Source organism: Enterobacter cloacae complex sp. 6730903 (assembly GCF_048283985.1).
In the GTDB taxonomy this organism is placed as follows: domain Bacteria; phylum Pseudomonadota; class Gammaproteobacteria; order Enterobacterales; family Enterobacteriaceae; genus Enterobacter; species Enterobacter hormaechei_C.
Window position 1 is genome coordinate 1 of the sequence record NZ_JBLVXX010000193.1, and the last position, 306, is coordinate 306.

Annotated in this window: 1 protein-coding gene; it reads right to left on the reverse strand. The window is 50.0% G+C overall.

The window, feature by feature from the left end; translation table 11 throughout:
* Nucleotides 1–306, reverse strand: a 306-nt coding sequence (locus tag ACNQ0W_RS25525) for a hypothetical protein (RefSeq protein ID WP_417933326.1), incomplete at both ends; no start/stop codon positions are given.

The window sequence follows — 306 nt, forward strand, 5'->3', positions numbered from 1 at the left end:
GTCCAGTCATGACCCGACCAAATGGTGCTCCAGCACCACCAGGAATTCCCTGAACCCCATAAGATGATCCAGTGTAAATACCACTTGGTGTTGCTCCACCACCTGAGCCACCTCGAGCCAGAGTTCCACCATCAATAATCAGGTTTAGTTTACTGTGCCGGTTTAATAAACCGGGTGCTCCCTGAAAACCGTCACGGCGGGTTTTAGTAAAGTTATAATCCGGATCGGTAGACCATGCACCAAATGCCAAATGTGGCAACCCGCCATCTCCACCACGTCCAACAACAGCGCCTTTAATGGTTAGAT